The following is a 20,497-nucleotide window of genomic DNA, read 5'->3' on the forward strand; positions in this document are numbered from 1 at the left end:
CGATGATCAAGAAACAGGACAGACGCCTCAGGGTCGGTGTGCTCGGCTGCGGCCCGATCGCCCAGTTCGCGCATCTGGAATCCTGCGTCAAGGCCGGCAATGCCGACCTCTACGCCATTTGCGATGCGGCACCCGATTTGCTCGCCCGCATGGGCGCCTCCTATGAACCTCGGAAGATGTATGCCGACTATGATGCCATGCTCGCCGATCCCGAGCTCGAAGCAGTCATCGTCGCCACGTCGGATGCCTATCACGTGCCGATGTCGATCAAGGCGCTCGATGCCGGCAAGCATGTTCTCTGCGAAAAGCCGATCGGTACCTCGGTCGAGGAAGGCGAAGCGCTGGCCGAGGCGGTGAAACGCTCCGGCAAGGTGCTGCAGGTCGGCCACATGAAGCGCTTCGATCCGGCGCTGGAGGCCGCCCGCGACTTCGTCCGCGACGAGATGGGCGAGGTTCTGGCACTGAAGGCCTGGTATTGCGATTCCACCCACCGCTACACCAACACCGATGCCGTGCAGCCGCTGCCCGTCACCAGTAAGCTCGCGAAAAAGCCCGGCGGGAATCCCAAGGCTGATCTCAGGCAATATTTCATGCTGGCGCACGGATCGCATCTGGTTGACACCGCCCGCTTCCTCTGTGGCGACATCGTTGCCGTGCGCGCCCGCCTCAACGAGCGCTTCGGCGCCTATTGCTGGTTCGTTGAAACCGAATTCGCCAGCGGCGCGCTTGGCCATCTCGACCTCACCGTCGCCGTGCGCATGGACTGGCACGAAGGGTTTCAGCTCTACGGCGAGAACGGTTCCGTCATCGCCAAGACCTTCAATCCCTGGTACTTCCGCGCCAGCGAGGTCGACATCTTCCATGAGAAGGACGCGACCTCGCGAAAACCGCTTGGCGCCGACGGCCACTTCTTCCGCCGCCAGCTCGAGGGCCTTGCCGATACCGTGCTCACCGGCTCGCCGATGCGCGGCGCCAATGTCGGGGACGGCGTCGCGTCGATCCGCGCCATGGTGGCGATTGCGCGCTCTGTCGAGACTGGCGAGCGGATCGAGCTTGCCTCGGTTTCGGGTGCGGTCTGATGCGCCTCGGCATCTTCGCCAAGACATTTGCGGGTACCGACCCGGCCGCCGTGCTGGCTGCCGTGAAGCAGGCCGGCTATGAGACGACGCAGTTCAATCTCGCCTGCGCCGGCCTGCCGTCGATGCCGGATGCGGTGCCGGCGAATGCCGTCGCCGCCATTGGTGCCGCCGCGCGATCGTCAGGCATTTCGCTGGCCGCGTTGTCGGGCACCTACAACATGGCGCATCCCGACAAGGCTGCGCGCGACGACGGGCTGAGGCGCCTGGCGGTGGTCATCGACACTGCGGCCACACTCGACATCCCACTGGTGACGCTCTGCACCGGCTCGCGCAACGCAGCCGACCAATGGGCATACCATCCCGACAATTCTGATCCGTCCGCCTGGTCCGACATGGCCGTCGAAATGGCCAAGGCACTGGCGCTGGCCGAGGAGGCCGGCGTCGATCTCGGCATCGAGCCCGAGCAGGCCAACGTCGTGACCTCGGCCATGGATGCGACCCGGCTGATCGCCGAGATGGGTTCGAAGCATCTGAAGATCGTGCTCGACCCCGCCAACCTGTTCGAGCATGCAAAGCCCGATGAAGCGAGAGCCATCGTCGCCGCCGCGATCGATGTGGCCGCTGGCCACATCGCCATGGCGCACGCCAAGGATCGTTTTGCCGACGGCCGCTTCGCCACATCAGGCCAGGGCGTCGTCGACTTCCCGGATTTCGTCGCGCGGCTGAAGGGGGTGGGTTTCGATGGCGCGCTGGTCACGCACGGCTTGCCCGCCGACGAAGCCCCTGGCGTCGCTATCTTCCTGCGAGGGCTGCTCTGATGCGTGCCGCGCCGACGATCATGCTGCGCGACGACGCTGCGCTCCACGTCTTCGACGCAGGGCAGGGGCTTCCCATCGTCTTCCAGCATGGTCTCGGCGGCGATGCCGCGCAGGTGGCGCTGAACTTTCCCGACAGTCCGTCGCGCCGCCGGCTGACCATTGAATGCCGCGCGCAGGGCGGTTCGAGCGCCGGCGGCAAGCGTCCCTTCTCGATCGCGATGTTCGCCGACGACGTGCTGGCCGCCGCCGCTGCGGCTGGAATGGAGCGCTTCGTCGCCGGCGGTATCTCGATGGGCGCCGCCATTGCACTGCACCTGGCGGCCCACCACCCGGATCGCGTCACAGGTCTTGTGCTGGTGCGCCCGGCCTGGACCTTCGGTGCGGCGCCGCGAAACATGCGCCCTTACGTCGAAGTGGCGGAACTCATCAGCCGGCTGCCGCTGGACGAGGCGCGCGACGCCTTCGCTTCCTCCGCGACTGCAACCCGCTTTCGCAGCGAGGCGCCGGACAATCTCGCCTCGTTGCTCGGCTTCTTCGCGCGTGACAACGCGACCGTTTTTGCCGAGGTGATGCAAGCGATCGCAAATGATGGGCCTAGCGTGACGCGGGCCACGGCGACCGGCCTCGCAATCCCGACGCTCGTCATCGGCAGCGGCATCGACCTCATCCATCCCTTGGCGACCGCCCGCGAACTGGCTGAGACCATCCCCGGCGCCGTCTTCGCCGAGGTGACGCCGAAAGCCGTCGACAAGGATCGCCATTTCACCGAAATCCGCGCTGCCATCGGCGGCTTTCTCGATAGAAATTTCAACAACCAGGACCAATCATGATCTCGAAACCTTTGTCAGGCCCGGCCGCCATCGCCGCATTGCCGCGCGACCGTCTGATCGCCGAATTCTCATCGTGGTCGGCCAATCTCGCCAATTTCGAGAGCGACTTGCAGCGCATCGAACCCTATGTCGATATGCACCACATCGACGTCGCGGACGGCCATTTCGCGCCGTCCTTCCTGTTCTTCCCCGATCTCGTCGCCCGTATCGCCAAGCTGACGGCCAGGCCGATCCACGTCCATCTGATGGTCGACCAAGCAATCGTCGAAGAACAGACGCGCCAGTTCATCGAGGCCGGCGCCGACATGGTCAGCGTCCATGCCGAGAACGGCGAAGCGGGTCTGCGCGCGGTGCGGCTGGCGCATGAACTCGGCGCCGAGGCCGGCGTCGTGCTGAGGCTGGAGACCCCGGTAGAGGCGGTGAAGCCCTTCGTCCAAGAAGTGGCGTTCGTCACGCTTCTTGGAACCGCGATCGGCGTCAAGGGCCAAGGCCTGTCGGAGAAGGCCTGTGACAGGCTGGGCGAAGCCCGCGCCGTCCTGAGGAACGCCAGTCGCGAGTCGGCCGTGGTGCTCGCCGCCGATGGCGGCATCCGCCAGGAAACCGTGCCGTTGCTGCGCGCCGCCGGCGCCGAGACCGTGGTGCTCGGTTCGCTCGCTTTCGGCGACAAGGATCTCGCCGGCCGCATCGGCTGGCTGCATGGTTTGAAGGTCGCGGCCTGATGAGCATTGAAGTCGCCCTCGCGATTGATCTTGGCGGCACCGAGCTTCGTGCCGCCCTGGTCGACCGTGACGGCAAGATCCTGGCCTTCGCTGCTGTGCCGACGCAGGCGCAGGCCGGCCCCGAAGTGGTGATCGGCCAGATCGAGGCGCTGGCCGCGACCGTTCATGCCGAAGCGCCGGGGCTGTCGATCCTCGGCGTCGGCATCGGCGCGCCGGGGCCGCTCGATCCGCTGGCCGGCATCGCCGTCGGACCGCCGACGCTGGCCGGCTGGCACGATGTGCCGCTGGCCGACATCCTCGGGCGGCGGCTCGGCCTGCCGGTGCGGCTGGAGAACGACGCCAATGCGGCAGCGCTCGGCGAATGGCGCTTCGGCGCCGGACACGGTGTGCGTTCCCTGGTCTTCGTCACCGTCTCGACCGGGATCGGCGGCGGTGTGGTTGCCGACGGACGCATCCTGCACGGCCGCCGCGGCCTTGCCGCCGAGATCGGCCACATGACCATCACCAATGAAGGCGAGCGCTGCGTGTGCGGCGTCGTCGGCTGCTTCGAGGCCATCGCTTCGGGAACCGCGCTCGGCCGCCGCGCCAATGCCGCAACGTCTCCTCTGGACGGTTCGACGCTGCGCCGCCTCTCGGCCAACGCCGAGGTCACGGGTCGCCACGTGGTCGAAGCCGCGCGGCTGCAGGACGACCTCGCTCTGGCTCTGCTCGAGGAGGAGGCGCGGTGGCTGGGCCTTGGCTTCACCAACCTTTTGCACCTCTATTCGCCCGACGTGCTGGTCGTTGGCGGCGGCATCGCCAATGGCCTCGACCTGATGGCGCCCGTCATCGGCGCGACCATCCGCCAGCGCGCCATGCGCGCCTATCGCGACGTGCCGGTCGTCCAAGCCCAGCTCGGCCGCCATGCCGGGCTGGTCGGCGCGGCCAGCCTCGTCCTGTTCGATGACTTGGGCACGTTGGCGGCTCCCATGCCTGTCGGCCCAAGCACATGTCTGGACACGAGGAGGGACTTCAAGGGCTGAGCTCAAGCTTGCGCGGCCCTGTCTCTGCCATCTCTTCGCGGCCGATGGCAAGGCCCTGCCGCCGCTGCGCAAAGCCGCCTGATAGCGATGACACATGACCATGGCCGCAAGCGGCGTGCTTGCGGCCATGGTCCGTGGCATGAAGCCGTGGATCACTCGGCGGGAACGATGTCCGCCGGGAGGCTGTCGTCGGCGCTCCCAGCCAGCGCTCTCGCCAGCTTGGCTTCGTCGAGTTCGCCTTCCCAGCGCGCCACGACCAGCGTCGCCACCGCATTGCCGACGAAGTTGGTCAGCGCCCGGCATTCCGACATGAAGCGGTCGACGCCGAGGATCAGCGCCATGCCGGCGACCGGCACCGAGGGAACCACCGAAAGCGTGGCGGCCAAGGTGATGAAGCCTGCCCCGGTGATGCCAGCGGCACCCTTCGACGACAGCATCGCCACCAGCAGCAGCAGGATCTGGTCTGATATCGACAGATGGATGTTCGTCGCCTGGGCAATGAACAGGGCGGCAAGCGTCATGTAGATGTTGGTGCCGTCGAGATTGAAGGAATAGCCGGTCGGGATGACCAATCCGACCACCGAGCGCTTGGCGCCGGCCTTCTCCATTTTCTCCATCAGCGAGGGCAATGCCGCCTCCGACGAAGAGGTGCCCAGCACCAGCAGCAGCTCTTCCTTGATGTAGCGGATCAGGGACAGGATCGAGAAGCCGTTGTAGCGGCAGACGGCACCGAGCACGACGAACACGAACAGGAACGAGGTCGCGTAGAAGGTTCCGACCAGCATGGCGAGGTTTATGACCGAGCCGATGCCGTATTTGCCGATGGTGAAGGCCATCGCACCGAACGCACCGATCGGGGCTGCCTTCATCAGCACGCTGACCAGCTTGAACATCGGCGCCATCAGCGCCTGCAGGAAATTGAGCACCGGCGTGCCCTTGTCGCCGACCAGCGCCAGCGCGATGCCGAACAGCACCGAGAAGAACAGCACCTGCAGGATGTCGCCGTCGGCGAAGGCGCCGACGATCGTGCCGGGAATGATGTTCATCAGGAAGCCGGTGACCGACTGGTCATGTGCCTTGGCAGCGTAAGTGTTCACGGTCGAGGCGTCGAGCGTCGCCGGGTCGATGTTGAAGCCGGCGCCCGGCTGCACGACATTGGCCACGACAAGGCCGATGATCAGCGCCAGCGTCGAGAAGGTGAGGAAGTAGAGCATCGCCTTGCCGGCGACGCGGCCGACCTTCTGCAGGTCGCTCATGCCGGCGATGCCGGTTGCGACCGTCAGGAAGATGACCGGGGCGATGATCATCTTGACCAGCTTGATGAAGGCGTCGCCCAACGGCTTCATGCTCTCGCCGATCGATGGATAGTAATGGCCGAGCAGGATGCCGACGGTGATCGCCGCCAGCACCTGCACGTAGAGCTGGGCATAGAGGGGCTTGCGCTGCGCGGCGGGCGCGGCGGATTGGTCTGCGATATGCATCGAACTCTCTCCCTGGCCGGATAGGCGGAACCCGCCCTGCGTGACTTCTCCCATCGCGGCGTTCCGGTCGCCCGCCGCTGCAAGAACTTTGCAAGTGCTGTGCCAGATGCCGGATAGGACGGAATCCCTGGGTTCAGCCGTTTCTGCCTTGCCTGCGAAGGGGAGTTGTGCGGATTTCCGCACAGGTCTTGTTTGCCCGGGCGGAATTTCGCATTAGACTGGAGCAAAGCCGGGGAGCAAAGGGAGAGAGCCGACGCCACGACAGCGCATCGATAGCGGATCTCCGGGGTCTGCAGGCCGCGACCTGCTGCGCGAAGCGGTAGCGCGCCTGCGCCGCCGTTGGCTGTTTGCGGCAATAGCGCTCGCTGTGCTTGCCGGCGCGGTTGCCACCGCCGGGCGCATCGCCGAGGGTCAGGCCGCCGATGACCTGCGCAATGGGGCATTGGCCGCCTTGCCGCTGGCGGCCGGAACCTTGACCGGCGAAATCGAAAAGCAACGTCTCGTGCCGCTGGTGCTGGCGCGCGACGATGCGGTGCGTGATGCGCTGCGCCGCGCCGGGAAAGTCGAGGAAACAGCGCTCGACGCCAAGCTGAAGGCCATAGCCGGCGATGCGTCGGCCTCGGCCATCTATGTCATCGATACGGCGGGCATGGCGATATCGGCCAGCAATGCCGGCCAGCCGGACAGCTTTGTCGGCAGCGATTATAATTTTCGCCACTATTTCACCGATGCGATGGCCAAGGGCGCAGCCAGTCAATATGGCCTCGGCACGATCAGCGGCAAGCCGGGACTCTACCTTGCCGGCCGTGTCGACGATGGTGGCAAACCGCTTGGCGTCGCGGTTCTGAAGGTCGAACTCGGCGGCGTCGAAGCCAATTGGCGGGCGAGCGGCTTTCTCGTTTTCGTCACCGACGAGCGCGGCGTCGTTCTGGCCACCAGCCAGCCCGACTGGCGGTTCCATGCGCTGGCGCCGCTCTCCGCGGCGGATGCCGCCGCGGCGCATGACCAGCTTCAACTGGTCGAAGCCGCCTTCGACCCGCTGCCGATCCGGCGTGGCGCCGGTGACGGTCTGGCGACAATAGACGAAGCCGGAAAATCGCGCCGGTTCGTCGAAGTGGTGCAGGACTTGCCCGGTGCCGTCCCCGGCTGGCGCCTGTGGTTGCTGACGCCCGCCGATACCACCTTGGCCGCCGCCGCCAACACGGCGCGCCTGACGACACTGCTCGGGCTGCTGCTGATGGGGTTGCTTGCCTATGTGTTCACCCGGCGCCGGCGCACACGCCGGCTGCGCCAGGAGGCGCTGGGGCGCATGAATGCCGAACTCGAAAGCCGGGTCAGCACGCGGACCGCCGAGTTGACGCGCTCGAACACGGCTCTTGCCGGCGAAATCGCCGAGCGCGAAAACGCCGAGGCCAAGGTCCGCCGGCTGCGCGACGATCTCGCTCAGGCCAACCGGCTCTCCATCCTCGGGCAGATCGCCGCCGGCGTGGCGCATGAGATCAACCAGCCGGTCGCCGCGATCCGCACTTATGCCGAGAATGCCGGCCGTTTTCTCGAGGCCGGCAGGACCGAACCGGCGAACGGCAATCTGACCTCGATCGTGTCGATGACTGAACGCATCGGCGCGATCACCAGCACGCTGCGCACCTTTGCGCGACGACCTGGCGTCGCTGCCTCGCCGTTGCCGGTAGGCGAGGCGATCGACGGCGCGCTGTCGCTTCTATCCGGCCGCATCCGCGATTCCGGCGTCACCATCGTCAAGCCGCGCGGCACCACATCGCCCGTGGTCATGGCCAGCCGCATCCGGCTGGAGCAGATCCTCGTGAACCTGTTGCAGAACGCGCTGGACGCCATGAAGGACCGGCCCGATCCCCGCATTGAGATCAACCTCGCCGAACGCGGCGACCGCGTGCTGATTTCCGTGCGCGACAACGGTCCCGGCCTCGGCCCGGACGCGGCCGCCAATCTGTTCATGCCGTTCCAGACCACCAAGGAGAAGGGGCTTGGCCTCGGCCTGGTGATCTCGCAGGAGATCGCCCAGGAATTGGGCGGCACGCTGCGGCTCGACCCCGGCACGGCCAGCGGTGCATCCTTCACCATCGACTTGAGGCGGATCGAATGACGCAGGGATCAGGGCTGGTCGCGCTTGTCGACGACGATGCGGATCTGCTGCATGCCACCACGCAACTGCTCGAACTTGCCGGCTTCACGGTGATCGGGTTCGACAACGCCGAGGCAGCGCTTGGTGTCGTCGACCGGAACTTCGAGGGTGTGGTCGTCAGCGACATCCGCATGCCCGGCATGAATGGGCTGCAACTCTTCGACCGCGTCAAGGCTGTTGATCCCGACTTGCCGGTGATCCTGGTCACCGGGCATGGCGATGTCGATCTTGCGGTCGCCGCGCTCAAGGATGGCGTCTATGATTTCATCCCGAAACCATATGCGGGGGAGCGTCTGGTGGAGGCGCTGAAGCGTGCATCGGAGAAGCGGCGCCTGGTGATGGAAAACCGGCGGCTGCGCGAAGCCGCCGCACTTGCCGCGGACGGCATGCCGTTGATCGGCGAAGCGCTCGCCATAAGGCGGTTGCGCGAGACCTTGCGCCAGATTGCCGACATGGACGTCGACGTGCTGGTGGAAGGCGAGACCGGAACCGGCAAGGAGGTGGTGGCCGACCTCCTGCACCGGTGGGGCCGACGGCGTGCAAAGCCGTTCGTCGCACTGAACTGCGGCGCTCTGCCCGAGACCGTCATCGAAAGCGAGCTGTTCGGCCACGAGGCCGGCGCGTTTACCGGGGCGCAGCGACGGCGGATCGGCAGCATCGAGCATTCCAGCGGCGGCACGCTGTTCCTCGACGAGATCGAATCCATGCCGCCGGCCCTGCAGGTCAAGTTGTTGCGGGTGCTGGAGACGCGCAGCCTCACCCCGCTCGGCTCGAACGAAACAAGGCGCCTCGATCTCCGGGTCGTCGCGGCGACCAAGGTCGATCTCGGCCGCCAGGACCAGCGCGGCGATTTTCGCGAGGATCTCTATTTCCGCCTCAACGTGGTGACGCTGCGCATTCCGCCGCTGCGCGAGCGGCGCGGCGATATCGAGATGCTGTTCGGCCATTTCCTCGGTAAAGCGGCGGAACGGTTTAGCCGGCCTATCGCCAAGGTGAACGCCGCCGTGAGCCATCATCTCCAGTCGCACGACTGGCCGGGCAATGTGCGCGAGCTCGCCCATTTCGCCGATCGCGTCGCGCTCGGTCTTGGTCCCGATGAGGAAACCAGGTCCTCGCCCCCACGATCGCCAGCGCCTGCAGCCGCACTGCCGGAGCGGGTCGGGCATTACGAGGCACAACTCATCCGTGACGCGTTGCGCGACCATGCCGGCGACGTGCGCGGCGCCATCGACGCGCTCGGCGTGCCGCGCAAGACGTTCTACGACAAGCTCAAGCGCTATGGCATCGCCGCATCTGATTTTCGTCCCTCTTGACGTTTCCAAGCGAGTATCCGGAAAAGCCATGAACACGACATTTGAAACGACCGCCGATCCCCTGCCGGAAGAACTCGCTTTTCTCAGTGAACGGCTGACGGCGTTCAACGACGGCGATGTCGGCGCGTCCGAAAGGAAGGCGCTGGCCGTGTTCGTGCGCGACGAGATCGGGGCGATCGTCGCCGGCATTTCAGGCTACACCGCCTGGGGTTGGCTCTACGTACAGTGGCTGTGGGTCGACGAAAGGCTGCGCGGCCAGCACATGGCAGGCCGGATGCTCGACGCGGCCGAAAGCGAAGCCGTGGCGCGCGGCTGCCAAAACGCCTGGATCGATACATTCAATCCGAATGCCGCCAAGGTCTATCAGAGGCAAGGCTACCAGCCTTTCGGGACGCTGGCCGATTTCCCTGTCGGCCGCAGCCGAATCTTCCTGCGGAAGAAACTGGTCGACTGATCAGCCAGCCAGCTTTCCGCCACGCATCGGCTGCGGCGCGCCCGTCGTGCTCGGGAAACTGATCGGCAGGCCGCGCAGCACGCGAACCGCGAGGAAGGCAAAACACTCCGCCTCCACAGCGTCGCCGCTCCAGCCGAGGCTTTCGGCCAGCATCACCTCGACGCCGGCGCGGCTGGCGAGCATCGCCATCATCGTCGGGTTGTGGCGGCCGCCCCCGCTGACCACCAGCTTCTTCGGCCGGCTTGGCAGAAGGTCGAGCGCCTTGCCGACAGCCGACGCGGTGAAGGCGGTGAGCAGGGCCGCGCCATCCTCGGCGCTCAGGCCATCGGCCATGGCCGCGCCGAAGTCGAAACGGTCGAGTGACTTTGGGTACGGCTTGGTCAGATAGGGATGCTGCAACAGCTTGGCGAGCCGGGCTTCGTCCACCTTTCCCGCGCGGCCAAGCGCGCCGTCGCGGTCCATATCGCCCAGCCCTTTCGACTTGATGAAATCGTTGAGCGGCGCATTGGCGGGGCCGGTGTCGAAGGCGATGACATTGTCGGCGCCGTCCCACCAGGTGATGTTGGCGACGCCGCCGAGATTGAGCACGGCCACCTCGCCACCGGCGCCAGCGTTGCGCATCAGCGCGGTGTGATAGGCAGCGGCCAAAGGCGCGCCTTGTCCGCCGGCGCGCATGTCGGCCGAGCGGAAATCATAGGCGATCTTGGTGCCGAGGATGGCATGCATCAGCTCGCCGTCGCCGAGCTGCCGGGTCTGGCCGAGCCGTCCGATCCGCGGCGCGCGATGTAGCACGGTCTGGCCGTGAAAGCCGACGACCCCGATCTCGGCCATCGTCATGCCGTAACCTTCCACGAGTTCCTTCACCGCCGCCGACTGGGCGCGCGTCAGCGCCTCTTCGGCCCTGCGGAAAATCGCGGGTTCCGGCCCGGTGAAATTCCAGGCTCGCGCCGCTGTCAGCGTCTCTTCCAGCAGCGAACGGATCGACGCGGGATAAGGCATCAGCCGGTAAGTGCCGAAATGGTCTATCCGCTCGCCATCGGTCTTGATCAGGGCGACATCGATGTTGCCGTCAAGCACCGTGCCGGTCATCAGGCCGACGGCCCAGATAGGTTCCATCATTGAGCTCCATTGATTAGGTCGCCGACCGCTTGCCGAAGCTGAACGATCCCGCTGTCGAAATGACGTGTCGGATGGATCCGGTTGGTGAGCAAGGTCCAAGCCTTGCCCCGATCGAAGTCGATCCACAGCCCGGTGCCGGTAAAGCCGGTGTGGCCGATCGTTCCCGGACTGCACACCGCACCGCCGGACCAGCCTTCGTAAGGGCGCTCCCAGCCATGGGTGCGGGTGGCCGACAGGGGCTCGCGCATCAGCGCGATCGATTGTTCGGATGCGCCCGTTCCGTCCAGCAATCCCCGGGCGAAATCGAGCACCGAAGCAGCCGTGCCGAACAGGCCGGCATGGCCGGCACCATGCAGCGCCGAGCAATTGTCGTCGTGAACCTCGCCGGACAGCACGCGATGGCGCCAGGTGCAGTCCTCGGTCGCCGCGGCGGTATCGGGTTCCGCGAACCAGGCAAAGCCTGGGCCGGGCTCCATGGCGCGGATGCTCTTGCCCGACAGCCGCTCCATCGCGAAGCCGAGCAGGATGAAATTGATGTCGGAATAGACAGGGTCACGCGCCCGCCATTCCCGCTGCAGGATGAAGGCGCGGAGTAGTTCGGGGTCGCGCCCATAAGTGTAGATCGGCTCGACGGCGGGGAACGGCGTCTGGTGGCCAAGGCACTGGCGAAAGGTCACCTTCCGCTCCCATGCGTTCGCGTCATACTGGCGAAGGTCGGGAAGCAGGGAGATCAGCGGCGCGTCGAGATCGATGATACCGTCCTGCGCCAGCGCCAGGATACGCGGCGTGGCAAAGATCACCTTGGTCAGCGACGCCAGGTCGAACCAGGTGTTTTCCCGCATCGGGCGCGGCTTCGGCACGAGCTGCGCTGAGCCGGTCGCGCGGATGATACGTTCGCCGTTTTTGTCGACAATTCCGAGCACGCCGCCGGGGATTCGCTTGGCGGTTACTGCCATTGCGAGGGGCTGGAATGCGCTATCGAAAATCTCGGGGAGGTCGCTCAATGCCGGCCACCCTTGGAGAGATGGCGCTGTCCCGCAAACATCTCTAAGTCTCCGCCCTCGCCACATGATCCACCCCAAACCGCTCCCATTTCGCCGGCGCCGGCTCGAATCCTGGCGGGCGCACCAGCGAGGGCACCTGGCGCGTGTCGATCTCGAAATGCTCGCGCCGACGGTCGATGGCCGGAACGGCTGATATCAGCTTCTTCGTATAGGAATGCCTCGGCTTCGACAGCACGGATTGTGCGTCGCCGATCTCGACGATCTGGCCGGCATAGATGACCGCGATGCGGTGCGCTATCCGCTCGACCACCGCCATGTCATGCGAGATGAACAGATAGGCCAGCCCAAACTCGCGCTGCAGGTCGACCAGCAGCTCCAACACCTTGGCCTGCACCGACACATCGAGCGCCGACACTGCTTCATCGAGGACCACGACGGACGGGTTGAGCATCAGCGCTCGGGCGATGCACAGCCTTTGTCGTTGGCCGCCGGAGAATTCATGCGGATAGCGCTCAAGGCTGTTCTTGGGCAGGCCGACGCGTTCCAGCAGGCACGCCATTCTGGCCCGCGTTTCGGCATCCACCCGGCCGCCGGTGGCGATCACGGGTTCCGCCAGAATGCTCTCGATCGTCAGCCTCGGATTGAGAGAGGCGTAAGGGTTCTGGAACACCATCTGAATGGGCTTGGCGCTGCGCCTCGGCGAGGCCGCTCGGGCGCTGACCGAGAAGCTGCCGCGCGTCGACCGCACAAGCCCTAGCATCGCCTTGGCCGCAGTGGATTTGCCCGAACCGCTCTCGCCGACTATGGCCAGCGTCTCGCCGTGCATCAGGTCGAAATCGACGCCATCGACGGCATGCACCGCGCCGGTGGCGCGGGTGAAGAAACTGCTTCTGAGGGGAAACCGCACCACCAGGCCATCGACCTTCAAGGCCGGTTCGGCGCTCGCGCCGTCGTCACGTTGCCCATCCGAGCGCGTCGCGCGACCGCTGGCGAAATGTGGCACGGCATGCAGCAGATGCTGGGTGTAGGGATGCTGGGGGCTGTCGAGGACACGGTTGAGCTCACCCTGTTCGACGGCCTGCCCGTTCTGCATCACCATCACCTTGTCGGCGATGCCGGCAACAAGGCCGATATCGTGGGTGATGAAGATAACGGACATGCCGCTTTCGCGCTTCAGCTCGGCAAGCAGCGCCATGATCTGTGCCTGCACGGTAACATCGAGCGCCGTCGTCGGCTCGTCGGCGATCAGCAGGCGCGGGTTGCAGGCGAGGGCAATGGCGATCATCACCCGCTGCAGCATGCCGCCGGACAGCTGGTTGGGCGTGTATTTCAGCCGGCGCGCGGCATCGGGAATGCGCACGCGGTCGAGCGCGTCCCTCGCTGCCGCCGTGGCCTGCCGGCCGGTCAAGCCGCGATGCAGGCGGAACGATTCCTCGATCTGGGTGCCGATGGTCAGCACAGGGTTGAGCGAGGTCATCGGTTCCTGAAAGATCATGCCGATCTCGGCGCCGCGAATGCCGGTCAGTTGCGGTTCGGTCGCGGTCGTCAACTCGAAGATGGTCCCATCGGCCCGCTTGAGCTTCATCGAGCCACCAGTGATGCGGCCGCCACCGAAATCGACGAGCCGGTTGATCGACAGCGCCGTCACCGACTTGCCCGAGCCGCTTTCGCCCACAATGGCCAGCGTCTCGCCGTCGGCGATATCGAAACTGACGCCGCGCACCACCTCATTGGCCCAGGGATCGCGGCTGAAGCCGACGCGCAGGTCCGAGACTGACAAGAGCGGGGTCATGCGAACGCGCTCCGCGTCCTCGGGTCGAGTATGTCGCGCAAGGCGTCGCCCAGAAGGTTGAAGCCGAGGATGCTGATCATGATCGCCAGGCCCGGGAAGATCATCAGCCAGGGTGCCGTCTCCATCAGATTGCGGCTGTCGCTCAGCATAAGTCCGAGCGACGCGGCGGGCGGCTGCGTGCCGAGGCCGAGAAAACTCAAGCCGGCTTCGGTCAGCAGCGCCCAGGCGAGTGCCAGGGTCACTTGCACGGTCAGCGGCGCCACCAGGTTGAGCAGCAGGTGGCGCGTGACAATGTAGCTTGAACTGCTGCCGAAGGTACGCGCGGCATCGACGAATTCGCGTGTCTTCAGCGACAGCGCGGGGCCGCGCACCACGCGGGTGAAGATCGGCGTGTAGACGATGCCGATGGCAACGACGCTGGTCCAGGTGCCGGGTCCGGCGACGGTGACGATGAGCAGTGCCAGAAGGATCGCCGGGAAGGCCAGCAGCACGTCCATGATCCGCATAACGACGCTGTCCCAGCGGCGCCCGAGCCAGGCGGCGGCCAACCCCAGGATCGTTCCGGCAAGCGCCGCGAAGGCCACTGAGAAGAAGGCGACGGTAAAAGACTGGCCGATGCCCGCCATCAGGCGGCTGGCGACGTCGCGGCCGAACAGGTCGGTGCCCATCCAGTAGGCGGCGCTGGGCGCATGCAGCCGGTCGATACGGTACTGCGTGATCGGATTGTGCGGCGTCAACCCGAGCAGGCCGAGGATGGCAAGCAGCAGATAGACGCACACGATGACGCCACCGATGCGGCCGCTGCCATGGCCGAAGATGGCACGCAGGATGCGCATCACTGTTCCCCCAGTCGGATGCGCGGATCGAGCGCGACATAGGCGAGGTCGACCAGGAGATTGACGATCATGAAGTTGAAGGCGATGAACAGCACGCTGCCCTGCACCAGCGCGTAATCGCGCTGCAGGATGGCGTCGAGCACCATGCGTCCGAGGCCGGGCAGGGCGTAGATCTGCTCGACGATGACGGCGCCGCCCAGGAGATAGCCGAATTCCATGCCGCTCAGCGTCACCACCGGAATCAGCGCATTGGGAAGCGCGTGCCGCCAGATGACGCTGCGCGCCGAAGCGCCCTTGCTGCGCGCGGTGCGCACATAATCGTCGCTCAACACGTCGAGCATTGCCGATCGCGCAATGCGGGTGACCGATGCCGCGAAGGCGAAGCCGAGCGTGATGGCTGGCAGGATCAACTGGCTGAGATTGCGCAAGGGATCCTGCCAGAACGGCACGAATTCGCCCATCGCCGGCAGCACGCCGAAGCCCGCCGACAGCGTGTAGATGATCAACAAGCCAAGCACGAAGCTCGGCGTCGATTGGCCGATCATGGCGGCGACGCGTACACCGAGATCCGACAGCTTCTCATTGTGCGTGGCGGCGTGGATGCCGGCCGGCATACCGACCAGGAGCGCGATGATCATTGACAGCACGGCCAGTTCCAGCGTCAGCGGAAAGCGCTCGAGGATGACGTCGAGAACCGGCCTGCCATAGGTGACGGATATGCCGAAATTGCCGTGCAGGATGCCGCCGATCCAGTGCCAGTACTGGACGAACCAGGGCTGGTCGATGCCGAAATAGGCGGCGAGCGAATCCCGTTGCGCCGGCGTCAGCAGGCCGGCCTCGGTGCCCAGCATTGCCGTGATCGAATCGCCAGGCACCATCCGGATCGCCACGAAGACCAGGATGGACACGCCAAGCAGGACGAGAGGAAACGTCGCCAGCCGTCGCAGGAGATAGTTCACGCCAGGAAGACCTCTCGTCCCGTTGCCGAAGCTACTGGATCGTCACCTTGCTCAGGCTGAACAGCGTGCCGGTCGGCGTCGGCACGAATCCGGATATGTTCTTCTGCTGGGCCGTGTAGCTGTACGAGGTGTAGAGCCAGATCCACGGCGACATTTCGGCGAGATGCTTCTCGAATTCGGCGAAGATCGCTTTGCGTTTGGCCGGATCGGTTTCTGCACGGCCCTGCTGCATCAGGCTGTCGAGCGTATCGTCGATGTAGTTCGCCACCTTCTGCAGATTGCCTGATTTGGTCCAGTAACGGTTGTACATGGTATAGGGGTCGGCCCGGCCGCCATTGAGCGCGATCGCCATGTCGAAATCGCCCTTCAGCCAGGCGTCGACATAGACGTTGAGCTCCATCATCTTGATATCGAGTTTGACGCCGATTTCGGCGAGCTGCGACTGGATGACCTGCGCTTCGGCCGCTGCCGTCGGCGGCTCGCCTGTGGCGCCGATCACGGTCGCCGAAAACCCGCCGGCAAAGCCGGCCTCGGCCATCAGCTTCTTGGCCTTTTCGACATCGCGCTTGTAGCAGAACAACTGGTTCGGATCGGTGGCCAGCGCCGGGATGGTCAGCGGTCCGGTGACCTTGCCTTCGCCGAGCGAAGCGGTGTCCAGCACCTCCTGCCGGTCGATGGCGCAGGAGATCGCCTGGCGCACCTTGAGCTCGGTCATTGGCTTCCACGACGGGTTGAGCTGCAGCACGTGATAGGCCAGGACCGGCACGCGGTTGAGTTGCAGGCTGGCTTCCTTCGGCACCAGCGTGGCGACGAGCGGGTCATTCAGCAGCGCGAAATCGATCTGCTTGGTGCGCATGGCGGCGAGGATCGCCGCCTCATCCGGCAGCACGCTGATCTCGATGCCGTCGACGCCGGTCGCGCCGCCGGCCCAGTTCTTGTTAGCGCTCAAGACTTCCTTGGCATTGGGATCCCATTTGTCGAGCTTGAACGGGCCCGAACCGACCGTCTTGGTGCCGATCGAGCCGGCCTTGATCTCGGACGCCGGAACGATGGCCGCGTTGACGTCGCTCATCGCCGTCAGGATCGGCACGTCGGGTTGCGACAGGTGGAACACGACGGTCGCCGGATCGGGTGTATCGATGCTGGCGATGGACAGGAAGTTGGCGCGGGCGGCGGCGCCGGTCTTCTCGTCGAGAATGCGCTCGAACGACGCCTTGACGTCGGCCGGGGTCACGGCCGTGCCGTCCTGGAATTTCGCCTTGGGATCGAGCTTGAAGGTCAGCTCCTTGCCGTCCTTCGAAAACTCCCAGGAGGAGGCGATGGCGGGGATTATCCGCAGGCTGGCGTCGACGCGCACCAGCGGCTCGTAGATCAGCTCCAAGAGCCGCAGCGACGAAAAGGCCGTCTGCTTGTGCGGATCAAGCCCGGTGGCGTCTTGGGACCAGGCCATATGCAGCGTCGCCGCCTGCGCCGAAACCGTCGCGATGCCGAGCATCGCGGCAAGGGTGATGCCCGAAAGCAGCCTTCTTGTAAGATGAACCATTCTCGTCTCCCATTATTGAACTCGATGCCTTGCAGTTTCCGAGGACCGCTTCCAAGGCACACATGCTATGGAGTGTCGGCCCAGTCTATGCGGCTTGACGCCGTCTTGTCTAAAGCGGCTTCAGGTCGCTTCGTCGCCGATCGCCTTTCGCAGGAACCCTCCGGCCCTGGTCAAAGCGGCCCGCGCCGCGTCCACGTCGAGGCCGGTGATGGTCACCAGGATCGCCAGCTTGACGTCATTGCCGGTCCGGTCGAGCGACTCTCGTGCCTGTTGCGGAGTACAGCCGGTGGTCTGCATGATGATCCTGATCGCCCGGGCGACCAGCTTTCTGTTCGACGGGTTCAGGTCGACCATCAGATTCTGGTGGCTCTTGCCGATCCGGATCATCGAGGCCGTGGTCAGCATGTTGAGCACCAGCTTCTGCGCGGTTCCCGATTTCAGCCGCGTCGAGCCGGTCAGCACTTCGGGGCCGACGACGGGCGAGATGGCGATGTCGGCGATGCCGGCAATGGCCGATGCCGGATTGCAGGAGAGGGCGACCGTTGTCGCGCCCACCCGCTTGGCATAGTTCAGCCCGCCGATGACGTAGGGCGTGCGTCCGCTGACCGCGATGCCGACCACCACGTCGTCGGGTGTGAGTCCGATCCCTTGCAAGGCCTTGGTGGCCATCTTCGGGTCATCCTCGGCGCCTTCGAGCGAGCGCACCAGCGCGTCGGGCCCGCCGGCAATCAGGCCGACCACCATGCGTTCGGGCACGCCGAATGTCGGCGGGCATTCCGAAGCGTCGAGCACGCCAAGCCGGCCGCTGGTGCCGGCGCCCATGTAGATGAGGCGCGCGCCCCTCTGGAAGGCAAGCACGATCCGATCCACCGCGGCGGCAATTTCGGGCAGCACCTTTTCGACGGCCGCAGGGACGATCTTGTCCTCGTCATTGATCCTGCGCAGCACGTCGATGGTCGGCAGCAGATCGATGTCGACGGTCCTTGGGTTCCGACCCTCGGAAACCAAGCGATCCAGCTCGGACATCAACCCTTGCTCGGTCATCCCAGCGCTTTCAAAAATTCTGCCGCACGGCGCCCGGCAACACTCGTCTGGCAACCAGTGCGGACGGTCCTTGGTCCGTCATCGCAGTTTTTCTTTGTTAACTTTTTAGAATTTGATATTCACATCGTCAACAGAGATTTGGAATATTTTATTCCTACCCATGTGGCTATCCCTTGCAAACCGACCGCTTGGCAAGAATGATCGCGCCGGATACGGCGTCGCCGTCGGCGGGCTTCAGGCGGCGGCGCACATCGGGAGAAAGCCATGGTTCGAGCGGGCTGGCGAGGCCGCCCAGCAACGTCACGCGCGGCGCGCCCTTCTCGAACAGCACTCGCACCAGCGTGTCGATCTGTTCGGCGGCACCTTGCACGATGCGGCGCCCAACGGGATCGCCCTGGTCGGCATGGCGCATCACCATGGGTGCAAGCGCGGCATAGTCCGTGGCGCTGGCGCGGTCCATCCAGGCGACGGCCTCCATTGGGTCGCCCGCGAAGCGCTGCATGACCTCCGCCAGCAGCGCCGTGCGCTCGTGGCGGCCGTCATGGGCGCGCCATGCCAGTTGCACGGCTTTCAATCCAAGGTCGGCGCCGCTGCCTTCGTCGGAGATCGGAAACCCGTAGCCGCCGGCGCGCAGGTCGCGGCCCTCGACGAAGCCGAGGCCGATCGAGCCGGTCCCGGCGATGACGATGGCGCCGTCCTGGCCGGAATGCGCGCCTAGGCAGGCACCGATGCCGTCGCTGACGAAGTCGATGCCGGCAAAGGGGTGCGCGATTGCCCGCAACGCCTCAAGCGCGCCTTTGCGGCCGATGCCGGCAAGGCCGACGCCGGCATGGATCTTGGCGGTTTCGGCTGGCGCGAAACCTGCCTCCTCGATCGCCGCGCCGAAAGCTTTGGCGATGGAGGCCCAGGCTGCCTCGACCCCGAGCCGCGTCGTCGCCGGCCCCGACAGGCCCTGTCCCAGCACCTTGCCTTGCGCGTCCTCGACACGGGCGCGGCAACCGGTGCCGCCGCCATCGACGCCGAGAAAATAATCCGCTTCGGTATTCATGCGCCCAGCCGCTCGATGTCGGCGCCGCACAGGCGCAGCTTGCGGTCCAGTTGCTCGTAGCCGCGGTCGAGGTGATAGACACGGTTGATTGTCGTCTCGCCTTCACAGACCAGCGCGGCCAGCACCAGAGACACCGAAGCGCGCAGATCGGTGGCCATCACCTGCGCGCCGTGCAATTTCTCGCCGCCGCGCACCAGCGCCATGGTGCCTTGCAGCTTGATGTTGGCGCCGAGCCGCATCAGTTCGGGCACATGCATGAAGCGGTTCTCGAAGATGGTTTCGCGCAGCAGCGACGCACCCTGCGCGCAGCACATCAGCGCCATGAACTGCGCCTGCAGGTCGGTCGGAAAGCCCGGATAAGGTTCCGTCGTCAGATCCGCGGCCTTGAACGGTCGGTCGCGCGAGACGATCAGACCGCGATCGCCTGGCCAGACGCTGACGCCGGTAGCCTCCAGCAATTGCACGACAGAGGCCATGTGCTCGAGCCGGGCATGCGTCAGTTCGAGCTGGCCGCCGGTGATTGCGGCCGCGATGGCATAGGTGCCGGCCTCGATGCGGTCGGGGATGATGTCATGCCTGGCGGCATGCCAGCTGGTGTCGCCCGCGATCAGGATACGGTGCGTGCCGGCGCCCTCGATGCGCGCGCCCATGGCAACGAGGCAAGCGGCGAGATCGGCTACTTCCGGCTCGCGCGCCGCGTTCAGGATCTCGATTTCGCCCTTGGCCGCGGTCGCCGCCATCATCGCGGTTTCCGTCGCCCCGACCGATGGCGAGGGGAGCACGATGCGCGTGCCGGTCAGCCCGTTCGGGGCCGCGGCGACGATCAGGCCGTTCTCGACGGCGATCCTGGCGCCGAGCGCGGCGAGTGCGGCGACATGCATGTCGACCGGCCGCGCGCCGATCGCGCAGCCGCCCGGCAGCGAAACCCGGGCATGGCCGAACCGCGCCAGCAACGGCGCCAGGACAAGCACCGTCGCCCGCATTTTCCGAACCGTGTCGTAGGACGTCTCCTTGGAAACGGCGGTACTTGTGTCGATGGTGGCGGCATGGGCGGCCCGGGTGATTTCGGCGCCGTGAAGTCGCACCACGCCAAGCATGTTTTCGACGTCGGTCACATCGGGCAGATTGGTCAATTCCAGCGGATAGGGGCTGAGCAGCGCAGCCGCGATCTGCGGCAAAGCGGCATTCTTGGCGCCCGAAATGGTGACCGCGCCCTGCAGTCTCTGTCCGCCGACGATCCGCAATCTGTCCATGGCTGGAACCTTGACGGCCACA

At 65.6% G+C, this 20,497-nt stretch carries 18 protein-coding genes; 8 read left to right on the top strand and 10 right to left on the bottom strand.

Annotated features, from left to right (window positions below):
* The first annotated feature begins 2 nt into the window (after positions 1 to 2).
* The 5 genes from ACVWWD_RS14955 to ACVWWD_RS14975 are packed head-to-tail and all read left to right on the top strand — an operon-like array spanning position 3 to position 4,468.
* Positions 3 to 1,079: a Gfo/Idh/MocA family protein gene (locus ACVWWD_RS14955; RefSeq protein ID WP_023782287.1), complete on the top strand. Its 1,077-nt coding sequence runs from the start codon at positions 3 to 5 to the stop codon at positions 1,077 to 1,079.
* Complete coding sequence (locus tag ACVWWD_RS14960) at positions 1,079 to 1,897, top strand: sugar phosphate isomerase/epimerase family protein (RefSeq protein WP_352552842.1); 819 nt, start codon at positions 1,079 to 1,081, stop codon at positions 1,895 to 1,897. Before ACVWWD_RS14955 ends, ACVWWD_RS14960 begins: the two co-directional genes overlap by 1 nt.
* Positions 1,897 to 2,727, top strand: a complete 831-nt coding sequence (locus ACVWWD_RS14965) for an alpha/beta fold hydrolase (protein WP_457103161.1) — start codon at positions 1,897 to 1,899, stop codon at positions 2,725 to 2,727. Before ACVWWD_RS14960 ends, ACVWWD_RS14965 begins: the two co-directional genes overlap by 1 nt.
* Positions 2,724 to 3,446, top strand: a complete 723-nt coding sequence (locus ACVWWD_RS14970) for a ribulose-phosphate 3-epimerase (protein ID WP_023794649.1) — start codon at positions 2,724 to 2,726, stop codon at positions 3,444 to 3,446. The genes ACVWWD_RS14965 and ACVWWD_RS14970 overlap by 4 nt, the downstream gene beginning before the upstream one ends.
* Positions 3,446 to 4,468, top strand: coding sequence for an ROK family protein (locus tag ACVWWD_RS14975; protein WP_023794648.1), 1,023 nt, complete (start codon positions 3,446 to 3,448; stop codon positions 4,466 to 4,468). The genes ACVWWD_RS14970 and ACVWWD_RS14975 overlap by 1 nt, the downstream gene beginning before the upstream one ends.
* A 152-nt stretch (positions 4,469 to 4,620) precedes the next feature.
* Here the strand turns inward: ACVWWD_RS14975 and ACVWWD_RS14980 are convergent, their stop codons facing one another.
* The gene (locus ACVWWD_RS14980) at positions 4,621 to 5,949 is read right to left on the bottom strand and encodes a dicarboxylate/amino acid:cation symporter (protein ID WP_023771131.1); all 1,329 of its coding nucleotides are present in this window, start codon (positions 5,947 to 5,949) and stop codon (positions 4,621 to 4,623) included.
* Positions 5,950 to 6,253: 304 nt separating this feature from the next.
* Here ACVWWD_RS14980 and ACVWWD_RS14985 point away from each other — a divergent pair, with 304 nt between their 5' ends.
* From ACVWWD_RS14985 to ACVWWD_RS14995, 3 genes are read left to right on the top strand one after another with little or no spacing between them, the layout of a single operon-like run.
* Positions 6,254 to 8,071: an ATP-binding protein gene (locus tag ACVWWD_RS14985; protein WP_435053973.1), complete on the top strand. Its 1,818-nt coding sequence runs from the start codon at positions 6,254 to 6,256 to the stop codon at positions 8,069 to 8,071.
* Positions 8,068 to 9,423, top strand: coding sequence for a sigma-54-dependent transcriptional regulator (locus tag ACVWWD_RS14990; protein ID WP_352546579.1), 1,356 nt, complete (start codon positions 8,068 to 8,070; stop codon positions 9,421 to 9,423). The genes ACVWWD_RS14985 and ACVWWD_RS14990 overlap by 4 nt, the downstream gene beginning before the upstream one ends.
* A gap of 28 nt (positions 9,424 to 9,451) precedes the next feature.
* Positions 9,452 to 9,877, top strand: coding sequence for a GNAT family N-acetyltransferase (locus ACVWWD_RS14995; protein WP_352546578.1), 426 nt, complete (start codon positions 9,452 to 9,454; stop codon positions 9,875 to 9,877).
* Here ACVWWD_RS14995 and ACVWWD_RS15000 read toward each other — a convergent pair whose 3' ends face one another.
* The 9 genes from ACVWWD_RS15000 to murA all read right to left on the bottom strand — a co-directional run bounded on the left by ACVWWD_RS15000 (position 9,878) and on the right by murA (position 20,475).
* Positions 9,878 to 10,993 carry an anhydro-N-acetylmuramic acid kinase gene (locus tag ACVWWD_RS15000; protein ID WP_457103629.1) on the bottom strand — a complete coding sequence of 372 codons (1,116 nt, stop codon included), beginning with the start codon at positions 10,991 to 10,993 and terminating at the stop codon, positions 9,878 to 9,880.
* Positions 10,993 to 11,952 (bottom strand): serine hydrolase domain-containing protein, encoded by a 960-nt coding sequence (locus ACVWWD_RS15005; RefSeq protein ID WP_352546585.1) that lies wholly within the window; start codon positions 11,950 to 11,952, stop codon positions 10,993 to 10,995. Before ACVWWD_RS15005 ends, ACVWWD_RS15000 begins: the two co-directional genes overlap by 1 nt.
* Positions 11,953 to 12,043: 91 nt before the next feature.
* Entirely contained in the window at positions 12,044 to 13,792 is a 1,749-nt protein-coding gene (locus tag ACVWWD_RS15010) for an ABC transporter ATP-binding protein (RefSeq protein ID WP_352546577.1), read from the bottom strand.
* Entirely contained in the window at positions 13,789 to 14,628 is an 840-nt protein-coding gene (locus ACVWWD_RS15015) for an ABC transporter permease (RefSeq protein WP_352546576.1), read from the bottom strand. Before ACVWWD_RS15015 ends, ACVWWD_RS15010 begins: the two co-directional genes overlap by 4 nt.
* Entirely contained in the window at positions 14,628 to 15,587 is a 960-nt protein-coding gene (locus ACVWWD_RS15020) for an ABC transporter permease (RefSeq protein ID WP_023782276.1), read from the bottom strand. Before ACVWWD_RS15020 ends, ACVWWD_RS15015 begins: the two co-directional genes overlap by 1 nt.
* A gap of 31 nt (positions 15,588 to 15,618) precedes the next feature.
* Positions 15,619 to 17,130, bottom strand: coding sequence for an ABC transporter substrate-binding protein (locus tag ACVWWD_RS15025; protein WP_457103162.1), 1,512 nt, complete (start codon positions 17,128 to 17,130; stop codon positions 15,619 to 15,621).
* A gap of 120 nt (positions 17,131 to 17,250) precedes the next feature.
* A complete protein-coding gene (gene murQ, locus ACVWWD_RS15030) occupies positions 17,251 to 18,174 on the bottom strand; it encodes an N-acetylmuramic acid 6-phosphate etherase (RefSeq protein WP_352546574.1) in 924 nt (307 codons plus the stop codon).
* Between the two features lie 166 nt (positions 18,175 to 18,340).
* Complete coding sequence (locus ACVWWD_RS15035) at positions 18,341 to 19,222, bottom strand: N-acetylglucosamine kinase (protein WP_352546573.1); 882 nt, start codon at positions 19,220 to 19,222, stop codon at positions 18,341 to 18,343.
* Positions 19,219 to 20,475, bottom strand: a complete 1,257-nt coding sequence (gene murA, locus ACVWWD_RS15040) for a UDP-N-acetylglucosamine 1-carboxyvinyltransferase (protein ID WP_352546572.1) — start codon at positions 20,473 to 20,475, stop codon at positions 19,219 to 19,221. Before murA ends, ACVWWD_RS15035 begins: the two co-directional genes overlap by 4 nt.
* Positions 20,476 to 20,497: the final 22 nt, after the last annotated feature.

The sequence above is a fragment of the Mesorhizobium sp. URHB0026 genome (genome assembly GCF_054059755.1).

What these genes read in the sequence shown, in the direction of transcription:
- ACVWWD_RS14955 (WP_023782287.1), top strand. Translation starts at nt 3, where the DNA reads ATGATCAAGAAACAGGACAGACGCCTCAGGGTCGGTGTGCTCGGCTGC.
- ACVWWD_RS14960 (WP_352552842.1), top strand. Translation starts at nt 1,079, where the DNA reads ATGCGCCTCGGCATCTTCGCCAAGACATTTGCGGGTACCGACCCGGCC.
- ACVWWD_RS14965 (WP_457103161.1), top strand. Translation starts at nt 1,897, where the DNA reads ATGCGTGCCGCGCCGACGATCATGCTGCGCGACGACGCTGCGCTCCAC.
- ACVWWD_RS14970 (WP_023794649.1), top strand. Translation starts at nt 2,724, where the DNA reads ATGATCTCGAAACCTTTGTCAGGCCCGGCCGCCATCGCCGCATTGCCG.
- ACVWWD_RS14975 (WP_023794648.1), top strand. Translation starts at nt 3,446, where the DNA reads ATGAGCATTGAAGTCGCCCTCGCGATTGATCTTGGCGGCACCGAGCTT.
- ACVWWD_RS14980 (WP_023771131.1), bottom strand. Translation starts at nt 5,949, where the DNA reads ATGCATATCGCAGACCAATCCGCCGCGCCCGCCGCGCAGCGCAAGCCC.
- ACVWWD_RS14990 (WP_352546579.1), top strand. Translation starts at nt 8,068, where the DNA reads ATGACGCAGGGATCAGGGCTGGTCGCGCTTGTCGACGACGATGCGGAT.
- ACVWWD_RS14995 (WP_352546578.1), top strand. Translation starts at nt 9,452, where the DNA reads ATGAACACGACATTTGAAACGACCGCCGATCCCCTGCCGGAAGAACTC.
- ACVWWD_RS15000 (WP_457103629.1), bottom strand. Translation starts at nt 10,993, where the DNA reads ATGGAACCTATCTGGGCCGTCGGCCTGATGACCGGCACGGTGCTTGAC.
- ACVWWD_RS15005 (WP_352546585.1), bottom strand. Translation starts at nt 11,952, where the DNA reads ATGGCAGTAACCGCCAAGCGAATCCCCGGCGGCGTGCTCGGAATTGTC.
- ACVWWD_RS15010 (WP_352546577.1), bottom strand. Translation starts at nt 13,792, where the DNA reads ATGACCCCGCTCTTGTCAGTCTCGGACCTGCGCGTCGGCTTCAGCCGC.
- ACVWWD_RS15015 (WP_352546576.1), bottom strand. Translation starts at nt 14,628, where the DNA reads ATGCGCATCCTGCGTGCCATCTTCGGCCATGGCAGCGGCCGCATCGGT.
- ACVWWD_RS15025 (WP_457103162.1), bottom strand. Translation starts at nt 17,130, where the DNA reads ATGGTTCATCTTACAAGAAGGCTGCTTTCGGGCATCACCCTTGCCGCG.
- murQ (WP_352546574.1), bottom strand. Translation starts at nt 18,174, where the DNA reads ATGACCGAGCAAGGGTTGATGTCCGAGCTGGATCGCTTGGTTTCCGAG.
- ACVWWD_RS15035 (WP_352546573.1), bottom strand. Translation starts at nt 19,222, where the DNA reads ATGAATACCGAAGCGGATTATTTTCTCGGCGTCGATGGCGGCGGCACC.
- murA (WP_352546572.1), bottom strand. Translation starts at nt 20,475, where the DNA reads ATGGACAGATTGCGGATCGTCGGCGGACAGAGACTGCAGGGCGCGGTC.